Here is a 17,933-nt window from a genome sequence, read left to right as displayed (position 1 = left end):
CCTACCCCTGCAGCAGTCCCAGCGATTCCTGCGGCAACGAGCGCGCGCCCGACCGTCTGCTGGCTGACCCCGAACCGCAACCCCACCTCCATGAGCGTCAAGCCGCCTGAGTACAACTCAACAGCTTCTGCGATGTGGCGCTCATCGAGCCCCCGCCGGCGTACCGGGACCGAGCGGCGGGCAAGGTGCGCCGCCGCGGTCCGGCGATGAATGCTGAACCGCTCGCCCAACTCCACGAGTGTCGCGCCCGACTCATACGAGGCCACCAGCTCGTCCACCTGTGCCGGGCTCAGAAAGGTTTGAGTCATCCCAACTGCACGCACCATCCGGCCCCGCTCGTCCACTACAGACGGCTCCAGCGGCCTCCGGTCCCGCCGGTAGATGCCCCGCGACCTGCGAGAAGCCACGGTTTTCAAGGCTGGGCAGGGGTTCTCGAACTCTCTACGGAGGTCCACCAGCATCACGAGGGACCGGACGCCATGGGCATCCGGTCCCTCGTGCGTTGCCGGGGCATGAGTCTTGCGCTGTCGATGCCGGGCCGGATCCGGCTGGTGAGCGGATTGGCCCTGGTCGGTCCCGGGGGTGCACGCTTGACCCATGGCATCCAGCGTCACGCCCGTGTGGCCCCTCACCGACATCGCCGTGTATCCCGTCAAGGGTGAGCCGGGCCGTCCCCTGCGGCAGGCCGTGCTCACGGATTCCGGCCTCGTCGGCGACCGCGCCAAGCGGCGTCCGCTGCTCGTCGCCACCACCGCGCAGGCCGCCGGCGACCTGCGCGCCAACCTCGTCCTCGACATGGGCGACGACGAGTTGGCCGCCCTCGAGGGCCAGGAGCTGCGGATCGGTGACGTGGTGGTGCGGCTGGGCCGCAAGCCGAGCTCCTGCGAGGGCCTGTATGCCGAGACCGTCACGGGCGGCGACCTGCTGGTGGGGGACCAGGCGCGCGTCGTGCGCTGCTGCGCGTCCTTCTGACCACTCGGAGGGAGGTCATGCTGACCGAACCGAGTTGCCCCGCCCGATAGCCTAGGCAGCACGTCACCGCAGGGGTGGCGGCGGCCCCGCGAGGCAGCGGGACGTCATACGAGAACGAACTGGAGACACCTGTGTCAGCCGACATCACCGTGCACATCGCTGGAGACGAGCGAACGGTGGCGGCGGGCACGACTGCCGCCGATCTGTTCGCCGACGACCGCCGGATCGTGGTCGCGCGCATCGGCGGGGAGCTCAAGGACCTGGCGACCGAGCTGCGCGAGGGCGACGTCGTCGAGGGTGTCGACATCGCCAGCGACGACGGCCTGGACGTGCTGCGGCACTCCTGCGCGCACGTCATGGCCCAGGCGGTGCAGCAGGTCAACCCCGCCGCCAAGCTGGGCATCGGCCCGCCGGTCCGCGACGGCTTCTACTACGACTTCCAGGTGGACGAGCCGTTCACCCCCGAGGACCTCAAGCAGCTCGAGAAGGTCATGCAGAAGATCGTCAACGAGGGGCAGACCTTCCAGCGGCGCGTGGTCAGCGAGACCGAGGCGCTGGAGGAGCTCGCGGGCGAGCCGTTCAAGTGCGAGCTGGTCGGGCTCAAGGGCTCGATGACGCACGACGACGAGGACGCCGGCGCCGGTGTCGAGGTCGGCGCGGGCGAGCTCACGATCTATGACAACGTGCGCCGGGACGGGACGGTCGCCTGGGGCGACCTGTGCCGCGGCCCGCACCTGCCGAGCACCAAGATCATCGCCAACGGCTTCAAGCTCATGCGCTCGGCCGCGGCCTACTGGCGCGGCAACCAGGCCAACGAGCAGCTGCAGCGGCTCTACGGCACGGCGTGGCCGACCAAGGACGAGCTGCGCGCCTACCTGGAGCGGCTCGCCGAGGCCGAGAAGCGCGACCACCGCAAGCTCGGCGTCGAGCTCGACCTGTTCTCCTTCCCCGACGAGATCGGCTCCGGCCTGCCGGTGTTCCACCCCAAGGGCGGCATCATCAAGCGGGAGATGGAGGACTACGTCCGCCGCCGGCACATCGAGGAGGGCTTCGAGTACGTCGGCACGCCGCACATCGCCAAGGACGGCCTGTTCCACACCTCCGGGCACCTGCCGTACTACGCGGACACGATGTTCCCGCCGCTGCACGTCGACGAGGAGCGCGACGACGCGGGCGAGGTGACCAAGCCGGGCCAGGACTACCGCCTCAAGGCGATGAACTGCCCGATGCACAACCTCATCTACCGCTCCCGCGGGCGCTCCTACCGCGAGCTCCCGCTCCGGCTCTTCGAGTTCGGCTCGGTCTACCGCTACGAGAAGTCGGGGGTCATCCACGGGCTGACGCGCGTGCGCGGCTTCGCCCAGGACGACTCGCACTCCTACGTCACCGAGGAGCAGGCGCCGGCCGAGATCAAGCACCTGCTCGACTTCGTGCTCGGTCTGCTGCGCGACTTCGGGCTGACCGACTTCTACCTGGAGCTGTCGACGCCCGAGACCGAGGGGCCCAAGCGGGACAAGTTCATCGGCTCCGACGAGCAGTGGGAGGTCGCGACCAAGGTCCTCGAGGACGTCTGCCTCGCGTCCGGGCTGGAGCTCGTGCCCGACCCGGGCGGCGCCGCCTACTACGGCCCCAAGGTGTCGGTGCAGGCGCGCGACGCCATCGGCCGCACCTGGCAGATGTCGACGATCCAGTACGACTTCAACCAGCCGGAGCGCTTCGGGCTGGAGTACCAGGCGGCCGACGGCACCCGCAAGCAGCCGGTCATGATCCACTCGGCCAAGTTCGGGTCGATCGAGCGGTTCATGGGCGTGCTGGTCGAGCACTACGCCGGCGCCTTCCCGGTGTGGCTGTCGCCGGTGCAGGTCACGGGGATCCCGGTGGCCGAGGACTTCGCCGACTACCTCGAGGACGTCGCGCGCCAGCTGCGCCGGCGTGGGGTGCGCGTCGAGGTCGACCACAGCGACGACCGCTTCCCCAAGAAGATCCGCAACGCCTCCAAGTCCAAGGTGCCGTTCGTGCTCATCGCGGGTGGCGAGGACGTCGAGGCGGGGGCCGTGTCCTTCCGCTACCGCGACGGGTCGAAGCGCAACGGGATCCCCGTGGAGCAGGCGATCGAGGAGATCGTCCGGTCCATCGAGTCCCGCGAGCAGGTCATGACCGCACCCATCGGGTCGCCCGAGGCTGCAGAGACGGCTGAGACTGCCTGAGCCACGACGGATCTCGTATGCCGAGAGGCGCCCACCCCAGCACGGGGTCGGCGCCTCTCGCGCTGCTCAGCCCTGCCTGACCGCGGCGAGGAGGGTGGCCAGGTGCGCGTCGGCGCGGGCGCCATACGTCCGGGTGTAGAACCGCTCCATGAAGGCGCGCGGGTCGGCGGGGGAGGGGCGCCCCGACCGGTGCCACAGCTGCAGGGGGACGGCGCCGCGGGGCCCGGGCATCACGTAGTCGCCCTGCCACGGGGCCGGCGCGAAGGCGTGACGGCGGTAGAAGTCGGCCCGCCGCGCCGCGTCCGGTGACGAGTCGGGCGGCTCGAGCTCGGCCAGGACGTCGCGGTCGCCGGCGGCCCGCACGACGTCCTCGAGCAGGGCGCCGCCGACGCCACCCGACCGTCGCCGGGGGTCGACCGCGAGGTACTCCAGCAGGTCGGCTCCGAGCTCGTGGTGGGGGACGAGCACCGCGATCGCCAGCACCGTGTCGTCGTCGTCGTCCTCGCGCGCGACGAGGACCTTGCGATCGAGGAGGCGATGCTCGAGGACGTCCGCCACCGGCAGCCGCTCGTCAGGGGGAAACGCGGCGAGGTAGATCGCGCGGGCCTGGTCCAGGTGGCGCGGCTCGAGGATCGTGGTCTGCATCCGCTCATGCTGCCGTGCCGGGGGCGCTGGATGCCATTGGTTGATCTTTCAAGTAACCATGCGTTATGTTTTGGTCCGTTCAGGTATCCGATCGAAGGACTCTCATGCGCTCCCTCCTGCACCCGCCCGCCGCGCTGCGCGACCTCGCGCTGCTGCTGACCCGCGTCGTGCTCGGCGTGGTCCTGATGGCCCACGGCTGGCAGAAGCTCGGCACGAACGGGATCGACGGCGTCGCTGCCGGTTTCGGCAAGATGGGCATCCCCGCCTCCGAGCTGGCCGCGTGGTTCGCCGCGCTGGTCGAGCTCGTCGGTGGCGCCCTCATCCTCGTCGGGCTGGCCACCCCGCTGGTCGCCCTGCTCGTCGTCCTCAACATGGCGGGCGCCTTCTGGTTCGCGCACCGTGACGGCGGCGTCTTCGTCACCGACGGTGGCTGGGAGCTGGTCGCCGTGATCGCGGCCGCGTCGCTCGCGCTGATCGGTGCCGGGGCCGGCCGGATCAGCCTCGACGGGCTGCTCGGTCGGGGCCGGGGCTCTCGTGACGGTCGTCGTCCCGTCGGCGACCGCGAGTCGGTCGGGGCCACCCGCGCCTGACGGCCCTGTCTCGCGAGCCGCGCCAGGTATCGAGCCGCGCCAGGTATGACGAGGCGCCCACCCCGAATGTGGGGTGGGCGCCTCGCGCGTGCTCAGGCCTGCGCGCCGGCCGCAGCTGCTGCCTCGAGGCCCCGGTCGAGGTCGGCCAGGATGTCGTCGATGTGCTCCAGGCCCACCGACAGGCGCACCAGGCCGGGCGTGACGCCGGCGCCGAGGCGGTCCTCGTCCGACCCCTGCGAGTGCGTCGTCGAGGCCGGGTGGATGACGAGCGAGCGGACGTCACCGATGTTGGCGACGTGGCTGTGCAGCTCGAGGGCGTCCACGAACGCCCGCCCCGCCTCGACCCCACCGGCGATGTCGAACGAGAACACCGAACCGGATCCCAGGGGGCAGTAGCGGTCCGCGCGCTCCTTCTCGGGGCTGCCGTCGAGCGACGCGTAGTAGACCCGCTCGACCTGCGGGTGGCCCTGCAGGTGCTCGACGACTCGGCGGGTGTTGGCCAGGTGCCGCTCGATGCGCAGCGACAGCGTCTCGATGCCGAGCCCCACGAGGAAGGCGTTGAACGGCGAGCACGCCGAGCCGAGGTCGCGCAGCAGCTCGACGCGGGCCTTGAGGATGAACGCCAGGTTGGCGCCGTGCGCCGAGCCCACGCCGAGGTCGCGGGCGAAGACGAGCCCGTGGTAGCTCTCGGACGGGGTGTTGAGCTGCGGGAAGCGCTCGGGGTCCTGGGCGTAGTCGAAGGTGCCGGCGTCGACGAGCGCCCCGACGATCGAGGTGCCGTGACCCCCGAGGAACTTCGTGGCCGAGTGGATCACCACGTCCGCGCCGTGCTCGATCGGGCGGATGAGGTATGGCGTCGCGACGGTGTTGTCGACGAACAGCGGCACGCCCGCGTCGTGGGCGACCCCGGCGATCCCGGCGATGTCGAGGACCTTCTGGTCGGGGTTGGAGATCGTCTCGCCGAAGAAGAGCTTGGTCTCCGGGCGGACCGCGGCGCGCCACTCGTCCAGGTCGGCCTGGTCGCTGACGAAGGTCGTCGTGATGCCCAGCCTCGGCAGCGTGTAGCGCAGCAGGTTGTAGGTGCCGCCATACAGCGCGGGGGAGGCGACGACGTGGTCGCCCGCCTGCGCGACGTTGAGGATCGCGAAGGTCGTCGCGGCCATGCCCGACCCCAGCAGGAGGGCGCCGACGCCGCCCTCGAGCGCCGCGATGCGCTCCTCGATGACGTTGTTGGTCGGGTTGCCGAGGCGGGTGTAGATCGGGCCCAGGTCCGTCAGCGCGAACCGGTCCGCCGCGACCTGCGCGTCGTCGAAGACGAACGAGGTGGTCTGGTAGATCGGCAGCGCCCGCGCGCCCGTCTCGGAGTCCGGGTTCTGCCCGGCGTGGATCTGCTTGGTCTCGAATGCCCAGTCGCTCATGGGTCGTGCCCTCCTTGCTCGCGCTTGCCGCCGCGTCGGGTGACGCCGGGGCCAGGTCCTCACCCGGGGCACCCCGCCGCGTGGGAGGGTTGCCGGTCAGCTGGCCGGGGCCGTGCTGCTGACGCTCATGACCTGCGGCGACTCTAGGAGGGGTCTCGTGGGGCGAGGAAGTGGCGTCCCGGCATACGGACCGTCGTCTCCTGGAGTGACGGTTTGGTCACGAGGAGGTGCCGAGACCCTCGACCGGTGGTTCACTGTGGCCATGAGCGCCCCCGCCCACATCCGCCGTGCCCGCCCGCACGACGCGTTCGCCGTCGCCGCGATGATGCTGCAGCTGGGCAGGGAGCGCGGCGCCTCGCCCGACCCCGAGTTCATCGACCGGTTCGCCGACGCCTGGCTGCGCAGCAGCGGTTCCCACGCCTACTGGCTCGCCGAGATCGAGAAGCGTCCCCTCGGCATCGCCGGCGTCACCCTCGTCGAGCAGCTCCCCGTCCTCGGCGGGCCGCGGCGCTCGCGGTGGGGCCAGGTGCACACGATGTTCGTCACGCCGACCTTCCGCCGGTGCGGGATCGGCGGTCAGCTGGCTCGCGAGGTGTTCGCGTGGTCCTCGGCCGAGGGTCTGACGCACCTGCGCGGCGACCTCACCGAGCTCGGCCCCGCCGCCGCCGGCATCTCCCGCCGCCTCGGTGGGCGCCCCGCTCACGACGGGATCTTCGAGTCGGTGCTGAGGGTCCCCGCCACGCTCTTCTGAGATCATCTGGCCTGGTTCACCGCCGGGTAGGACGCTGCGCGGCAACGCAGGACGGCGATCCGCGTGGCGGCGTACAGCCTGGTGATGTCGCTGGTCGTCATGGTGGCGGGCAAGGCGATCCTGGGGTTCTTCGGCGTCGAGGTGGACGACTTCCGGATCGCCGGGGGCATCGTCCTGCTGACGATCGCGCTGGGCATGCTCGGCGGGCCGGGGAGCATCGCGCACTCCGGGACACCGAGCGAGCAGCAGCACCAGTCGGAGCACGCGTCCACGTCCGACGTGTCGTCCTCTCCCAGGGCCTTCCCGACGATGGTCGGCCCGGGCAGCATCACGACGCTGATCGTGCTGACCCGATCCGCGGACGGAGCGAGAGGGTATGTCGCTGTCGCCGCCGCCGTCGTGGTCGTCGTGCTGGCGCTGCTGCTGGTCCTGTGGTTCGCCCCCGCCATCGGGCACCACATGTCGTAGACGCTGCGCGTGATCATGACGCGCCTGATGGGGATGGTGGTCGCCGGGCTGCAGCACGTGTTCCCGCAGTGGGTGCGCTGACGTCCTCCTCGCAGACGTCGACCTGGTCGGAGTGGTCCTGGTGCTCGAGGAATCCAGGTGAGGGTGCGGGTGGGCGTGGTGGTCAGCGCCAAGACCCAAGACGCTGACCACCACAGGCCGGTGGGGTGGTCAGTCGCCGGCGGAAGCAGTCGTCGGCACGAGGTCGACGTCCAGCGGGTCCTCGTTCATGCCAGTCAGCTCCCTGGTGCGGCCGCCGTAGTCGATGGGCAGGACCACACCGGAGATGAAGGACGCCATCGGGGAATTGACGAAGATCAGTGGCTCCGCCATCTCGCGGGACTCCGCGAGCCGGCCCGCGAAGCCGGCGTGGCCGATGAGGTTGTCCATCCCTCCGACACTCCTGGCGAAGTCGTCGGTGAGTCCGGTGCTGGTGCTGGCCGGCATGATCGCGTTGACGCGGACATGCTTTGCGGCGAACTCCCCGGCGACCTGAGCGACGTACAGGTTGGTGGCGCGCTTGGAGATCGGGTAGGCGAGCTGACCCGGCGCCTCGTCCAGACCCAGGGCGTGGACGGCGGCGGTGGTGGCGTCCCACCCCTTCGCCCTGGTGAGCCCGGCGATCTCGTCGCGGTGCTTCTCCCAGTTGATGCCGCCCATCGAGGTGACGAAGGCGATGGCTCCCCCTTCGCGCATCCGGTCCGTGAGGTAGGCCTCCGTGATGTACTTGTTCGCCGTGAAGTTGACGGCCATCGTCTCGTTGAAGTCATGCCGGTCGCCGGAGACCCCCGCGATGCCGAAGAAGGCGTCGAAGGTGTCAGGCAGCTGGGCCATGACGGTGTCGATCTCGTCCTTGTTGCCGAGGTTGACCTGCAGCGACGTGGTCATGCCGGGGAGGTCGACGACGACATGGTCGAGGCCGTGCACCTCCGCGCCGAGGTCGACGAGGATCTCGGCGGTGGCCTTGCCCATCCCGGACGCTGCGCCAGTGACGACGCAGACCTTGCCCGTGTAGTTCAGGTAGTCCTTCATGAGGGCTTCTCCTTCTCTTGTGCTGGGGGTGGGGGAGGGTGCGGTGTCAGGCGAGGGGGAGCGGGATCGAGGAGGCGACGGCTTTTGTCTCGAGATAGGTCTCGAAGCCCTCGAGGCCGCCCTGCCGGCCGAGGCCACTGTGCTTGTAGCCGCCGTAGGGGGAGTCGGCGCCGTAGAACTGGCCGCCGTCGATGCTGAACGAGCCGGTGCGGATGCCGCGGGCGACCTTCAGGGCTCGCTCGGGTGAGGCCGTGAAGACGTTGCCGGAGAGCCCGTAGACGCTGTCGTTGGCGAGGCGGATCGCGTCCTCGTCGGTGTCGAACGGAGTCACGGCGAGGACGGGTCCGAAGATCTCCTGCTGAGCGATGGTGGAGGCGTTGTCGACATCGACGAAGAGCGTCGGCTCGATGAAGAACCCGCGGGACTGCGACACCGGAATCCCACCGCCGACGAGGAGGCGGGCTCCGTCGCGCTTGCCCGCCTCGATCATCTCGAGGATGTGGTCACGCTGCTTGGCGGTGATGATCGGTCCCGAGAAGGTCTCGGGGTCTGCCGGGTCGCCGAACGGCAGGTGTGCGTAGACCTGCTCCAGCGCGGCGACGGCCTGCTCGTAGACCCCACGCTGAACCAGCAGCCGGGTCGGAAGGGCGCAGCCCTGACCGGCGTGCAGGCACGCCGCCGCCGCCGCAGGAAGCGCCGCAGCCAGGTCAGCGTCGTCGAGGATGATGCCGGCGCTCTTGCCGCCGAGCTCCATCAGCGTCCGCTTGAAGGTTGGAGCGGACAGCTGCAGCATCAGCTGCCCCGTGGCCGTGGAACCGGTGAAGGAGATCATGTCGACTCGTGGATCCGTGACCAGCTCCTGGGCGACGGATCGGTCGCGGGTGGTGATCACGTTCACGACTCCGGCTGGGATGTCGGTCTTCTCCGCGATCAGCCGTCCGATGCGGGTGGCGTTCCACGGCGTCTCGGCTGCGGCCTTGACGACGACGGTGTTGCCGGTCGCCAGTGCAGGCCCGAGCTTGTTGATCAGGATCTCAAAGGGGAAGTTCCACGGGATGATCGCCGCAACCACCCCCACGGGCTCTTTGAGCACCCACCGCTCGGAGGTGAGCCCGCCTGCCTCACCATCGGCCAGGCGCCGCTCCCACGCGAACTCGTCGATCATCCGGGCAGGCCAGAGCAGCCCATCCGCCAGCGGCCAGTCGAGCTGCGCCATGTAGGTCGTCGACAGGGGGGCGCCGACCTCGACGACCAGCTCCTGCCGGAGCTCCTCCTTCTCGGCGACGATCGCCTCGTGAAGCTGCCTGAGGCACCTCTGCCGCAGGGCCCGGTCCTGCGCCCAGCAGGAGGAGTCGAACGAGGTCCTGGCCGCCGCGATCGCCTCGTCCATATCAGCGGACGTGGCGTCGGCGACGACGCCCACGACGTCGCCGGTGGCGGGATTGACGACCTCGAAGGTCCCACCGTCGGCGGCGTCGCGCAACGTGCCTGCGATCAGTAGTCGGGTCTCGTGGGCCGTGGTCAACGTGGTGGTCGACGTCATCGTCGTGCTCCTCACACATGCTTCGAAGCTCACCGAGAGAAACGCTCGACAGCGAGCGCCCGCCGGCAGCAGGCGGAACCCACGATAGGTTTTGGGCACGAGTACCACAAGGGGTGGCGACCTTCTGGCACGATGGGGGGATGCCTGAGGAGGAGCCGACGCGGGCCACCGGTCGCCCCATGGCGGCCGACCCGCGGTTCGTCGCCACGACGGGGCTGCAGCTGTTCGCGGAGCACGGGTATGACAACGTCACGATGAGCGAGGTCGCTGCGGCCGCCGGAATCGGTCGCAGCACGCTGGTCCGCTACTTCCCGACCAAGGCCCACATCGTCTGGGACCGGTCCGAGGACGACGCGGAACGGGTCCGGTCACTCCTGCGCAAGGCCGCTGCAGGCGACGCGATCGCGGCGATCTGCGACGTGATGCCGGACGCGCTCGCGTACGGAGAGGATGAGTTCGATCTGCTCCGGATACAGGTGCAGATCATCACCGCGTCATCGATCGACCTGCTGACCTACGCCCAGCATTCCACGGAGGAACTGATCCTCGCCTTCCTCAGGAGCAGGCGAGGTGATGTGCGGGACGACCTGCGCGACAGGATCGCCGCCCGGTGCCTCGTGGACGCCGGCTGGATCGCCCTCCAAGCCTGGGCGGCAACCGAACAGCACAGCCCGCACGCCCTGCTCGAGCAGGCCTACCAGTACGTCCGGGCCGGGTTGCAGCCGCGAGCCGTCTGAAGCGCCGCTGTCGCCGACCACGTTGTCACCGTCGGAGCCTGAACGATGGCCCGGCGGCCACGCCACCGGCCTCGCCGCGCACTCGCGTCGGGGGACCGGCGCGCGGACCAGTCGGCGGGAGGGGATCAGCCGGCGAAGGGGGACGGATCTGCCGGGCGCTCGGGCGCCGCGAGGTCGAGGAGGTCCTGGTAGCGGCCGCCCACCGTGATGCGGGCCAGGTCGCCCAGCCGCCACGTGGACAGGGTCTCCCACGTCGGCGAGGGGGTGAGCTCCAGCAGCATCAAGGTGCCCTGCGCCACGAGGACCGGGGCCCCGACGAACAGCTGGTCGTCGGAGTCGCGCAGCTCGAGCCCGAGGAGCGGGTAGCGCTCGGCGAGGTCTGAGACGAGCGCCTCGGTGGTGTCGAGGTCGAGGCTGTCCAGGCCGCTGGGAGGCCAGGCGCCCTCGTGCTCGAAGGCGAGCTGGTGGATGGCGGGGTACTGGTGGTGGCGGATCCGCTCCAGGTCGGCGATCCGGGCGGCGACGTAGCCGTCGGGCCACGGCGCCGAGGCCTGGACGAGGCACCACCGCCGCCCGACCCCCACGCAGTATCCCGTGACGGCCTCGTCCGGCATGTCGAGCTCGAGGCAGGTGTGCTCGGCCATGGCCGACTCGAGCTTGGCGCGGATCCGGGCGAGGCGTTCGGCGCGGTGCTTGCTCATGGCGTCAGCATGCCAGCCGCATCACGCCTGCTCGAGGAGGAAGACCGGGATCTGGCGGTCGGTCTTGGTCTGGTAGTCGGCGTAGGGCGGGAAGGCCTCGACGCAGCGGGGCCACCACTCGGCGTGCTCCGCCTCGGTGGCGAGCCGGGCGACCCGCCGGGTGACGGTGGTGCCGTCCTGCAGGAGCAGGTGGGGATGCGCGGTCAGGTTGTGGACCCACTGAGGGTGCTCCGGGGAGCCACCCTTGCTGCCGACCGCGGCGTAGACGCCGTCGTGCTCGACCCGCATCAGCGGCACCTCGCGAACCTTGCGGGAGGACTTGCCGAGCATCGTCAGGACGACGACGCGCATGCCCTCGACGCTGGCGGCCTCGGTGGTGCCGGCGGCGTGGATGTCCTCGAGCTGCTGACGGACCCAGCCAGAGGCGTTGGGGGCGGGCGGGGCGTCGAGCGCGGCCCAGGGGTCGGTGCCCGAGAAGTCGTGGCCCGAGGCGTCGTTGCCGGAAGGGGTGGCGGGCGTGGGGTCTGGTGTCGTCGTCATACGGTCGAGTCTAGGATCGAGGGGTGACAGACCTCCAGGGCCCGCGCAGCATCGAGGACGCCGGCCAGCTCGCCGGTGTGGACGACGGGTTCGAGCGTCTGTGGACGCCGCACCGCATGGCCTACATCCAGGCGGATCGCCCGAGCACCGATGCGGGACAAGGGTGCCCGTTCTGCGCGGCGCCCGACAAGGATGACGCCGAGGGGCTCATCGTGCACCGCGGCGAGCACTGCTTCGTGGTCATGAACCTCTTCCCGTACAACCCCGGACACCTGCTCGTGTGCCCCTACCGCCACGTGCCGCTCTATCTCGACCTCACCGACGAGGAGACCGAGGAGTTCACCCGGCTGACCAAGCAGGCGATCCGCGCGCTGGAGGCCGCCAGCAGCCCCATGGGCTTCAACCTCGGGATGAACCAGGGCGCCGTCGCCGGGGCGGGCGTCGCCGCGCACCTGCACCAGCACGTGGTGCCGCGGTGGGGCGGCGACATGAACTTCCTGCCGATCGTCGGGCAGACCAAGGCCCTGCCGGTCCTGCTCGAGGACACCCGGCAGCAGATCGTGGCGGCCTGGCCGGGGGAGTGAGCCGTATGCCGGACCTGCCCGTCACGTCTGCGGAACCGCTTCCCGTGCTGGTCTACGACGACACGAGCGCGCTGGGCCGGGTGCAGGCCAGGGCGCTGTGGCACGTCGTGTCGCGCGACCGGTTCGAGCTGCGGCCCTGGCGTCGGCTGCCCCTGGAGCGGTGGGGCCTGACACCGGACGACTGCCGCGGGGCGCTGGTCTGGATCGGCCGGGACGGCGAGGTCAGCCGGGGGTGCGAGGTGTGGCCGGAGCTGCTGCGCCACGGCCACCGGTTCCTGCGGCCGGCGGTCCGTCCCGCGGAGACGCTCGTCAGAGCGCGCGCACGCCGCTGACGATCAGCAGCACGCCGAAGGCCAGGAACAGCACGGCGGCGCCGATCTTGATGGTGCGCTCGGGCAGCTTGCGGCCGAGGAGGGCGCCGACGCCGATGGCCAGGGCGTCCGCCGCGACCATCCCGAGCGTCGAGCCGACCCACGTGCCGAACCACCCCTCCTGGGTGGCGAGGGTGATGGTCGCGAGCATGGTCTTGTCGCCCAGCTCGGCGAGGAAGAACGCCGTGCCGACGGCCACCAGCGCCATGCCCCGGCTGTTGCGGGCCTTGGCGGCCTCGTCGTCGGTGAGCTCGTCGCCGCGGAGCGTCCACGCGGCGAACGCCAGGAAGGCGACGCCCGCCACGACCTGGATGACGCCCTGGGCGTCGGCGAAGACGTCCCCGATGGCGTAGCCGATCCCGACGGAGGCGAGGTGCACGAGCGCGGTGGCGGCGGTGATGCCCAGGAGGACGTCGCGGGCGCGGTAGCGGGCGGCGAAGGTCATGGCCATGAGCTGGCTCTTGTCGCCGAGCTCGGCGACGAAGATCACCGCGGTGCTCAGGAGGAAGGCGTACATGAGGGGGTCCTCTCAGGCCTGCCGGACCCGCGTCGTGGACGGACCTCGGCCAGGCACGTCCGTCGACGGGGTGCTGGTCGAAAGTCTCGTCCGCCACACGGTCGTGGCCTGCCGAGCCGGGCCCGAGGGCCAATGTGTCGACTCGACTGTTGGGGACTACTCCCTTTCAGCGTCCAGGGTAGCCCGCCCCGACCGGCTCACCCAACACGAGAGGGCGCCACGATCGGCGTGTCCTCGCCGATCGTGGCGCCCCCTGGGCGGGTCTGGGAGACCCTCAGGCGTTGATCTGGTCGCTGTCGAGGTGGCGGACCCGGTTGACCCAGAGCACGCGCCACTCGCCGTCCTCGTGCCGCAGCGCGGTCACCGAGGAGTTGGACAGCTCGAACCTGCGGCCGGCCTCGCCGATGCCGGCCGCGGCACCGATCAGGAGCTGGCCGAAGTGCTGGTGGGTGAGGATGCCGATCGTGGCGCGGTCCCCGTGGTGGGACGCCAGGTCGGCCAGCACGGTGGCCGCTCGGCGCTGCGCCTCGGCGTGCTCCTCCTCGAAGCCGCCGTCCCACTCCGAGCCCTGCTCGACGTCGTCCGGCAGCGTGAGGGACGGGGCGATGTCGTGCATCTCCTGCGTGCTGAGGCCGGGGTAGGGGCGACGCACGTTGGTGGCCGGGTGCGCGGCGTAGAGGCCACCCACCTCGCCCAGGTCGGTGCGGCCGATCGGCTCCACCCCGAGGGCGTCGGCGAGCGGCGCGACGGTCTGCAGGCACCGGTGCGTGAGGGCGGTGTAGAGGACCTCCACGTCGAGGTGGCTGCGGTCCTGGGACACCGCCTCGGCGAGGCGCCTGGCCTGCTCGTGGCCGAGCTCGGACAGCTCGGAGTCGGGGGTGCGACCTGCGCGGCTGCCGGTCTCGGCATACAGCTTGTTGTTCTCGGACTGACCGTGGCGGATGACGAAGAGGTCCATGTCGCAGAGTCTGTCATCCGCCACGGTCGGCGCCCAGCCCGGGGTCGGGCGACGCGCCCGCTGCGGCGTTCAGGCGGTGACGACCTTGGCCGCCAGCTGCTGCGGGAGCGGGTCGTAGCGCAGCCGGTCGCGGCGGAAGGTGCCCGTCCCGTGCGCGACGGACCGCAGGTCGATGGCGTAGCGCGTCAGCTCGAGGGCCGGCACCTCGGCGTGCACGACGGTGCGTCCCTCGTCGCCGGGCTCGGTGCCGACGACCCGCCCGCGACGCGTGGACAGGTCGCTCATGACGGGCCCGACGTAGTCGTCCGCCACGTCGACGTCGACGGAGTCCACCGGCTCGAGCAGCGTGACCGTGGCCGAGCTCGTGGCCTCCTTGAGCGCCAGCGCCCCGGCGGTCTGGAAGGCCATGTCCGAGGAGTCCACCGAGTGCGCCTTGCCGTCGGTGAGGGTCACCCGGATGTCGACCATCGGGTATCCCGCCAGGGTGCCCTTGGCCATCTGCGCCCGGACGCCCTTCTCGACCGAGGGGATGAACTGCCGGGGCACCGACCCACCCACCACCTTGTCGACGAACTCGAAGCCCGCGCCGCGCTCGAGCGGCTCGATCTCGACGTGGCAGACGGCGAACTGGCCGTGCCCGCCGGACTGCTTGACGTGCCGGCCCTGGGCCCGGGCCGGGGCGACGAACGTCTCGCGCAGCGCCACCCGCAGCGGCTCCGCCTCGACGCTGACCTGGTAGCGCTCCTGGAGCCGGCCGAGCAGCACGTCCACGTGCGCCTGCCCCATCGTCCACAGCACCGTCTGGTGGGTCTCGGCGTCGTGGTCCAGACGCATCGTCACGTCCTCGGCGACGACGCGCTGCAGGGCGCTGGCGAGCTTGTCCTCGTCGGCCTTGGAGACCGGGTGGATCGCCACCGGCAGCAGCGGGTCGGGCAGCAGCCACGGCTCGACGACGCAGGGGGAGTCCTTGGCCGAGAGCGTGTCCCCGGTCTCGGCGTGGGCCAGCCTGGCCACGATCGCGAGGTCGCCGGCCACGGCGAACCCGGACGACTTGGGCGCGTGCTCGGTGCCGCCGAGCGGCGTCGCCAGCTGGCCGACGCGCTCGTCGGAGTCGTGGTCCGGGTGGCCCTCGACCTCCTTGCCGACGAAGGCCGACAGGTGGCCCGCCACGTGCACCACGTCCTCGGCGCGCAGGGTGCCGTTGAACACGCGGACGAGCGACACGCGTCCGACATAGGGGTCCGTCGAGGTCTTGACGACCTCGGCCACCAGCGGCCCGTCCGGGTCCCCGACGAGGGGCTCGATCGGCTCGCCGTCCAGCGAGGTCACCATCGGCAGCGGGTGCCGCGTGGGGTCCGGGAAGGCGTCGGTGAAGATCTCCAGCAGCTCCGGCACCCCCGCGCCCGTCAGCGCGCTGATCGGGATGGCGGGGAAGAACGTGCCCGCGGCCACCGCCGTCATCAGGTCCGCCCGGATCGTGTCGAAGGAGACGTCCTCGCCCTCGAGGTAGCGGTCCAGCAGGGTGTCGTCGTCGGACTCGGTGATGATCGCCTCGACCAGGTCGCCGCGGACCTCGTCGATGACCTCGCGCTGCTCGGCCGTCGCGTCGCTGATGCGGACGTCGCCGCCGGAGGAGTCGTAGTGGCGGCGGCTGAGCAGGGCCAGCGTCCCGGTGATCGTGCCGTCGTCGGCCTGGACGGGCAGGTAGAGCGGCTGCGCGTCGCCGAAGACCCGCCGGCACGAGTCCACGGTGTCCTCGAAGGACCCGCGCCCTGCCTCGAGCTTGGTCACGACGATGGCGCGCGGCATACCGACCGCCTCGCACTCGTGCCACAGCATCCCGGTGGCCGCGTCGACCCCGTCCACCGCGGAGACGACGAACAGCGCCGCGTCGGCCGCGCGCAGCCCGGCCCGCAGGTCACCGACGAAGTCTGGGTAGCCCGGCGTGTCGAGCAGGTTGATGGTCGTCCCGCCGACGTCGAAGGAGGCCGCGTCCAGCCCGACCGAGCGGGTGTCCTCGCCCTTGGTGGCCTCCTTGGCGCGCCGCCCCGGCACGCGGGCCGCTATCAGGTGGTCGAACAACGTGCTCTTTCCCGATCCGGACGGCCCCACGAGGACGACATTCATGATGTCCTCGGGGCGGACTGGGGCGGGGGAGCCGGCGGCTCCTTGACCCTGGCTGTTGTTAGCGGCCATGTCATCTCACCTGACTTCGTCGTTGGCGGATCGTCCGCCCTGCCGTGCAGGGCGGGTGAGTCCATACTCAACTCCCGGCGAGCGGTGCCGACAAGCGGGGTCCCCCTATGGCTAGGGTGGGGGCACCATGCTGAACCGATTTCGTGCTCTGGCCACCCGGATCTTCACGCCCGTCGCCAAGGTCCTGCTGCGCCTCGGCGTCTCGCCCGACGCCGTGACCATCGTCGGCACCCTCGGGGTGGCGGCCAGCGCGCTGTGGTTCTTCCCCCGCGGCGAGTTCCTCGTGGGCACGCTCCTGATCGCGGTGTTCGTCTTCTCCGACACGATCGACGGCGTCATGGCGAGGCACAGCGGCCGCACCTCCAGCTTCGGCGCCTTCCTCGACTCGAGCCTGGACCGGATCGGCGACGCCTCGATCTTCGGCGGGCTCGTCCTCTACTACGCGTGGCGGGGCGATCGCGTGCTCACCTGCGTCGCGCTCGCGGTGCTGGTGCTCGGCATGCTCGTGTCCTACGTTCGCGCCCGGGCCGAGGGGCTCGGCATGACGGCGAGCGTCGGGGTGGCCGAGCGCGCCGACCGGCTCGTGCTGATCCTGGTGGCCACCTTCGTGACCGGCATCGGCCTGTGGGAGCCCATGGTGGCGCTGGCCCTGTGGGTCCTCGCCGTGCTGTCGGCGATCACCGTGCTCCAGCGGATCCTGGTCGTGCGCACGCAGGCCCTCTCCCGAGGCTGAGGCCGTATGCCGAACCGCCTCGCCGACCGGGCCACCGTCTGGGCGTTCCGCGCCGGCTGGCGCGTCGTCCGCCTGCTGCCCGCGCGCGTCGCCTACGCCGCCTTCGACCGCGCGGCCGACGTCACCCACCGCCGCGACGGGCGCTCGGTGCAGCGGCTGCGCTCCAACTACGCCCGGGTGCGGCCCGAGCTGTCGCCCGCCGAGCTCGAGGCGGTCGTGCGCGAGGGGATGCGGTCCTACCTGCGCTACTGGTGCGACGCGTTCCGGCTGCCCGACCTCACCCAGGAGGTGCTGCACGAGACGGTGCGCGTCGTCGGCGACCAGGGCGTGCGCGACTCGCTGCGCGAGGGCCGCGGGGCCGTGATGTTCCTCGGCCACCTCGGCAACTGGGACCTCGCCGGCGCCTGGTCCACGCACGAGCTGGCGCCGGTCACGACCGTGGCCGAGCGGCTGCGCCCCGAGGAGGTCTACGAGGCCTTCGTCGCCTTCCGCGAGCGGCTCGGCATGCGGATCCTGCCGCTGACCGGCGGTCCGCCGGCGATGCCGGAGCTGGTCCGCGCCCTGCGGGCCGGCGGCTTCGTGCCGCTCCTCGCCGACCGCGACCTGACCGACCAGGGCGTCACCGTGACCTTCTGCGGCCGCGAGGCCCGGATGGCGCCCGGCCCGGCCGCCCTCGCCGTCGCGACCGGGGCGCCCCTGCACCCCGTGTCCGTGCACTACGAGCGGCGGCACGGTCCCGGCGGGACCGGCAGCGGCTACGACGTCGTCGTGACCTTCCACGAGCAGGTGCCCGTGCCCGAGACGGGTCGCACGAGGGACAAGGCCGCGGCCATGACCCAGAGCTGTGCGGCGGCGCTCGAGGCGGCGGTCGTCCGGCATACGGCCGACTGGCACATGATGCAGCGGGTCTTTGCCGAGGACGTCCGGTGAC

Annotated in this window: 18 protein-coding genes, 2 pseudogenes and 1 riboswitch; of the genes and pseudogenes, 10 read left to right on the top strand and 10 right to left on the bottom strand. The window is 71.1% G+C overall.

Annotated features, from left to right (window positions below):
• A partial coding sequence (locus B2P18_RS10145; RefSeq protein ID WP_286958691.1) for a hypothetical protein occupies window positions 1-308 on the bottom strand: 308 nt, incomplete at its 3' end.
• 289 nt (window positions 309-597) lie between these two features.
• Here B2P18_RS10145 and B2P18_RS10140 point away from each other — a divergent pair.
• A complete protein-coding gene (locus B2P18_RS10140) occupies window positions 598-972 on the top strand; it encodes a hypothetical protein (RefSeq protein WP_239263595.1) in 375 nt (124 codons plus the stop codon).
• Window positions 973-1,103: 131 nt separating this feature from the next.
• On the top strand, window positions 1,104-3,179 hold the full coding sequence (gene thrS, locus B2P18_RS10135; RefSeq protein WP_286958688.1) for a threonine--tRNA ligase: 2,076 nt from the start codon (window positions 1,104-1,106) through the stop codon (window positions 3,177-3,179).
• 66 nt (window positions 3,180-3,245) lie between these two features.
• On the opposite strand, the gene B2P18_RS10130 is transcribed toward thrS, so the two are convergent.
• Entirely contained in the window at window positions 3,246-3,824 is a 579-nt protein-coding gene (locus tag B2P18_RS10130; RefSeq protein WP_286958681.1) for a GNAT family N-acetyltransferase, read from the bottom strand.
• 104 nt (window positions 3,825-3,928) lie between these two features.
• Between B2P18_RS10130 and B2P18_RS10125 the strand changes: the two genes are divergently transcribed.
• Window positions 3,929-4,414 (top strand): DoxX family protein, encoded by a 486-nt coding sequence (locus tag B2P18_RS10125; protein WP_239263604.1) that lies wholly within the window; start codon window positions 3,929-3,931, stop codon window positions 4,412-4,414.
• A gap of 92 nt (window positions 4,415-4,506) precedes the next feature.
• Here the strand turns inward: B2P18_RS10125 and B2P18_RS10120 are convergent.
• Window positions 4,507-5,883, bottom strand: a pseudogene (locus B2P18_RS10120) (bifunctional o-acetylhomoserine/o-acetylserine sulfhydrylase); the annotation flags it as partial.
• A riboswitch (SAM riboswitch) is annotated at window positions 5,848-5,965 on the bottom strand. Its footprint overlaps the pseudogene before it by 36 nt.
• Window positions 5,966-6,094: 129 nt before the next feature.
• Here B2P18_RS10120 and B2P18_RS10115 point away from each other — a divergent pair.
• Window positions 6,095-6,583 (top strand): GNAT family N-acetyltransferase, encoded by a 489-nt coding sequence (locus tag B2P18_RS10115; RefSeq protein ID WP_156911470.1) that lies wholly within the window; start codon window positions 6,095-6,097, stop codon window positions 6,581-6,583.
• 45 nt (window positions 6,584-6,628) lie between these two features.
• Window positions 6,629-7,051: pseudogene (locus tag B2P18_RS10110) on the top strand (MarC family protein); the annotation flags it as partial.
• A gap of 210 nt (window positions 7,052-7,261) precedes the next feature.
• On the opposite strand, the gene B2P18_RS10105 reads toward B2P18_RS10110, so the two are convergent.
• Together B2P18_RS10105 and B2P18_RS10100 are read right to left on the bottom strand one after the other, a co-directional pair.
• Window positions 7,262-8,122, bottom strand: a complete 861-nt coding sequence (locus B2P18_RS10105; RefSeq protein ID WP_286958672.1) for an SDR family oxidoreductase — start codon at window positions 8,120-8,122, stop codon at window positions 7,262-7,264.
• Between the two features lie 46 nt (window positions 8,123-8,168).
• A complete protein-coding gene (locus tag B2P18_RS10100; RefSeq protein ID WP_286958670.1) occupies window positions 8,169-9,665 on the bottom strand; it encodes an aldehyde dehydrogenase family protein in 1,497 nt (498 codons plus the stop codon).
• 140 nt (window positions 9,666-9,805) lie between these two features.
• Between B2P18_RS10100 and B2P18_RS10095 the strand changes: the two genes are divergently transcribed.
• Window positions 9,806-10,402, top strand: coding sequence for a TetR/AcrR family transcriptional regulator (locus tag B2P18_RS10095; protein ID WP_286958665.1), 597 nt, complete (start codon window positions 9,806-9,808; stop codon window positions 10,400-10,402).
• Window positions 10,403-10,527: 125 nt separating this feature from the next.
• Here B2P18_RS10095 and B2P18_RS10090 read toward each other — a convergent pair whose 3' ends face one another.
• Together B2P18_RS10090 and B2P18_RS10085 are read right to left on the bottom strand one after the other, a co-directional pair.
• Window positions 10,528-11,103 (bottom strand): hypothetical protein, encoded by a 576-nt coding sequence (locus B2P18_RS10090; RefSeq protein ID WP_286958663.1) that lies wholly within the window; start codon window positions 11,101-11,103, stop codon window positions 10,528-10,530.
• A gap of 21 nt (window positions 11,104-11,124) precedes the next feature.
• A complete protein-coding gene (locus tag B2P18_RS10085; protein WP_286958661.1) occupies window positions 11,125-11,643 on the bottom strand; it encodes a nitroreductase family deazaflavin-dependent oxidoreductase in 519 nt (172 codons plus the stop codon).
• Between the two features lie 23 nt (window positions 11,644-11,666).
• Between B2P18_RS10085 and B2P18_RS10080 the strand changes: the two genes are divergently transcribed.
• Together B2P18_RS10080 and B2P18_RS10075 are read left to right on the top strand one after the other, a co-directional pair.
• Window positions 11,667-12,227: an HIT family protein gene (locus tag B2P18_RS10080; protein WP_286958657.1), complete on the top strand. Its 561-nt coding sequence runs from the start codon at window positions 11,667-11,669 to the stop codon at window positions 12,225-12,227.
• Window positions 12,228-12,232: 5 nt separating this feature from the next.
• Entirely contained in the window at window positions 12,233-12,559 is a 327-nt protein-coding gene (locus B2P18_RS10075; protein ID WP_286958651.1) for a hypothetical protein, read from the top strand.
• Here B2P18_RS10075 and B2P18_RS10070 read toward each other — a convergent pair.
• From B2P18_RS10070 to B2P18_RS10060, 3 genes are all read right to left on the bottom strand, one after another.
• Entirely contained in the window at window positions 12,537-13,115 is a 579-nt protein-coding gene (locus tag B2P18_RS10070) for a TMEM165/GDT1 family protein (RefSeq protein ID WP_239266313.1), read from the bottom strand. The two genes, B2P18_RS10075 and B2P18_RS10070, sit on opposite strands and share 23 nt — an antisense overlap.
• A 274-nt stretch (window positions 13,116-13,389) precedes the next feature.
• Window positions 13,390-14,073: a histidine phosphatase family protein gene (locus B2P18_RS10065; RefSeq protein ID WP_286958647.1), complete on the bottom strand. Its 684-nt coding sequence runs from the start codon at window positions 14,071-14,073 to the stop codon at window positions 13,390-13,392.
• A 69-nt stretch (window positions 14,074-14,142) separates the two neighbouring features.
• A complete protein-coding gene (locus B2P18_RS10060; RefSeq protein WP_286958645.1) occupies window positions 14,143-16,269 on the bottom strand; it encodes an elongation factor G-like protein EF-G2 in 2,127 nt (708 codons plus the stop codon).
• 127 nt (window positions 16,270-16,396) lie between these two features.
• Here B2P18_RS10060 and pgsA point away from each other — a divergent pair, with 127 nt between their 5' ends.
• The gene (pgsA, locus tag B2P18_RS10055; protein WP_029212338.1) at window positions 16,397-17,002 is read left to right on the top strand and encodes a phosphatidylinositol phosphate synthase; all 606 of its coding nucleotides are present in this window, start codon (window positions 16,397-16,399) and stop codon (window positions 17,000-17,002) included.
• A 6-nt stretch (window positions 17,003-17,008) separates the two neighbouring features.
• Complete coding sequence (locus B2P18_RS10050; RefSeq protein ID WP_286958640.1) at window positions 17,009-17,932, top strand: phosphatidylinositol mannoside acyltransferase; 924 nt, start codon at window positions 17,009-17,011, stop codon at window positions 17,930-17,932.
• Window position 17,933 lies beyond the last annotated feature (1 nt).

It is taken from the genome of Arsenicicoccus sp. UBA2120, from assembly GCF_002330965.1.
Classification (GTDB): domain Bacteria; phylum Actinomycetota; class Actinomycetes; order Actinomycetales; family Dermatophilaceae; genus Arsenicicoccus; species Arsenicicoccus bolidensis.
This window is presented reverse-complemented; position numbering and strand designations above follow the sequence as displayed.